Here is a 2,984-nt window from a genome sequence, read left to right as displayed (position 1 = left end):
AGTGAACCTTGAAAACTAGATAAGAGCAAGACATTCAACGACATCAAATCAACGTCTTTTCACGAACGATAGTTAAGTGAATAAGGGCGCACGGTGGATGCCTTGGCACTAGGAGCCGATGAAGGACGGGACTAACACCGATATGCTTCGGGGAGCCGTAAGTAGGCTAGGATCCGAAGATTTCCGAATGGGGAAACCCACGGCCCGTAATGGGGTCGTATCCTGTACTGAATACATAGGTGCAGGATGGCAGACCCGGGGAACTGAAACATCTCAGTACCCGGAGGAAGAGAAAGCAAACGCGATTTCCTGAGTAGCGGCGAGCGAAACGGAACGAGCCCAAACCAGAAAGCTTGCTTTCTGGGGTTGTAGGACACTCCTTTGGAGTTACAAAGAGATCCGGTAGGCGAATCGATCTGGAACGATCAGCCGAAGAAGGTAACAGCCCTGTAGCTGAAACCGGATCTCCTCCGGAGTGGATCCTGAGTACGGCGGAACACGAGGAATTCCGTCGGAATCCGGGAGGACCATCTCCCAAGGCTAAATACTCCCTAGTGACCGATAGTGAACCAGTACCGTGAGGGAAAGGTGAAAAGCACCCCGGAAGGGGAGTGAAAGAGAACCTGAAACCGTGTGCCTACAAGTAGTCGAAGCCCGTTAATGGGTGACGGCGTGCCTTTTGTAGAATGAACCGGCGAGTTACGATCCCATGCAAGGTTAAGTCCAGGAGACGGAGCCGCAGCGAAAGCGAGTCTGAACAGGGCGATATAGTATGTGGTCGTAGACCCGAAACCGTGTGATCTACCCATGTCCAGGGTGAAGGTCAGGTAACACTGACTGGAGGCCCGAACCCACGCGTGTTGAAAAACGCGGGGATGAGGTGTGGGTAGGGGTGAAATGCCAATCGAACACGGAGATAGCTGGTTCTCTCCGAAATAGCTTTAGGGCTAGCCTCAGAGATACGAGTCCTGGAGGTAGAGCACTGATTGGACTAGGGGCCCCTACCGGGTTACCGAATTCAGTCAAACTCCGAATGCCAGAGACTTAGCTCTGGGAGTCAGACTATGGGTGATAAGGTTCATAGTCGAGAGGGAAACAGCCCAGACCGCCAGCTAAGGTCCCTAAGTATGTGTTAAGTGGAAAAGGATGTGGAGTTGCTTAGACAACCAGGATGTTGGCTTAGAAGCAGCCATCATTTAAAGAGTGCGTAATAGCTCACTGGTCGAGTGACTCTGCGCCGAAAATATACCGGGGCTAAACACATCACCGAAGCTGCGGATTGATCTTACGATCAGTGGTAGGAGAGCGTTCTAAGGGCGGCGAAGTCAGACCGTGAGGACTGGTGGAGCGCTTAGAAGTGAGAATGCCGGTATGAGTAGCGAAAAAAGAGTGAGAATCTCTTTCACCGAAAGCCTAAGGTTTCCTGAGGAAGGCTCGTCCTCTCAGGGTTAGTCGGGACCTAAGCCGAGGCCGAAAGGCGTAGGCGATGGACAACAGGTTGATATTCCTGTACCACCTCCTTTCCGTTTGAACGACGGGGGGACGCAGGAGGATAAGGAGAGCGCGCCAATGGATGAGCGCGTCCAAGCAGTGAGACGGTCGGATAGGCAAATCCGTCCGGCAACGTCAAGCTGTGATGGGGAGGGAAATAAAGTACCGAAGCTCCTGAGTTCACACTGCCAAGAAAATCCTCTAGTGAGGAAAGAGGTGCCCGTACCGCAAACCGACACAGGTAGGCGAGGAGAGGATCCTAAGGTGAGCGGGAGAACTCTCGTTAAGGAACTCGGCAAAATGACCCCGTAACTTCGGGAGAAGGGGTGCTCCTCTTGCGAGGAGCCGCAGTGAAAAGGCCCAAGCGACTGTTTAGCAAAAACACAGGTCTCTGCGAAGCCGTAAGGCGAAGTATAGGGGCTGACACCTGCCCGGTGCTGGAAGGTTAAGGGGATGCGTTAGCGTAAGCGAAGCGTTGAACCGAAGCCCCAGTAAACGGCGGCCGTAACTATAACGGTCCTAAGGTAGCGAAATTCCTTGTCGGGTAAGTTCCGACCCGCACGAAAGGTGCAACGACTTGGGCACTGTCTCAACGAGAGACCCGGTGAAATTATACTATGCGTGAAGATGCGCATTACCCGCGACAGGACGGAAAGACCCCGTGGAGCTTTACTGTAGCCTGATATTGAATGTTGGTACAGCTTGTACAGGATAGGTGGGAGCCTGAGAAACCGGAGCGCTAGCTTCGGTGGAGGCGCCGGTGGGATACCACCCTGGCTGTACGGACATTCTAACCCAGGACCGTGATCCGGTCCGGAGACAGTGTCAGGTGGGCAGTTTGACTGGGGCGGTCGCCTCCTAAAAGGTAACGGAGGCGCCCAAAGGTTCCCTCAGAATGGTTGGAAATCATTCGCAGAGTGTAAAGGCACAAGGGAGCTTGACTGCGAGACCTACAAGTCGAGCAGGGACGAAAGTCGGGCTTAGTGATCCGGTGGTTCCGCATGGAAGGGCCATCGCTCAACGGATAAAAGCTACCCCGGGGATAACAGGCTTATCTCCCCCAAGAGTCCACATCGACGGGGAGGTTTGGCACCTCGATGTCGGCTCATCGCATCCTGGGGCTGTAGTCGGTCCCAAGGGTTGGGCTGTTCGCCCATTAAAGCGGTACGCGAGCTGGGTTCAGAACGTCGTGAGACAGTTCGGTCCCTATCCGTCGTGGGCGTTGGAAATTTGAGAGGAGCTGTCCTTAGTACGAGAGGACCGGGATGGACGCACCGCTGGTGCACCAGTTGTTCCGCCAGGAGCATCGCTGGGTAGCTACGTGCGGAAGGGATAAGTGCTGAAAGCATCTAAGCATGAAGCCCCCCTCTAGATGAGATTTCCCATCACTTCGAGTGAGTAAGATCCCTCAGAGACGATGAGGTAGATAGGTCCGAGGTGGAAGCGTGGTGACACGTGGAGCTGACGGATACTAATCGATCGAGGACTTAACT

General features: G+C 54.0%; 1 rRNA gene. It reads left to right on the top strand.

Features of this window, described 5'->3' with window-relative positions:
* Window positions 1-70: 70 nt before the first annotated feature.
* Window positions 71-2,984, top strand: a 23S ribosomal RNA gene (locus tag FHS45_RS20070).

Source organism: Thalassobacillus devorans (assembly GCF_011761345.1).
Lineage (GTDB): Bacteria > Bacillota > Bacilli > Bacillales > Halobacillaceae > Thalassobacillus > Thalassobacillus devorans.
Note: the sequence above shows the minus strand (reverse complement) of the source record. Positions and strands in the feature narration are given on the sequence as shown.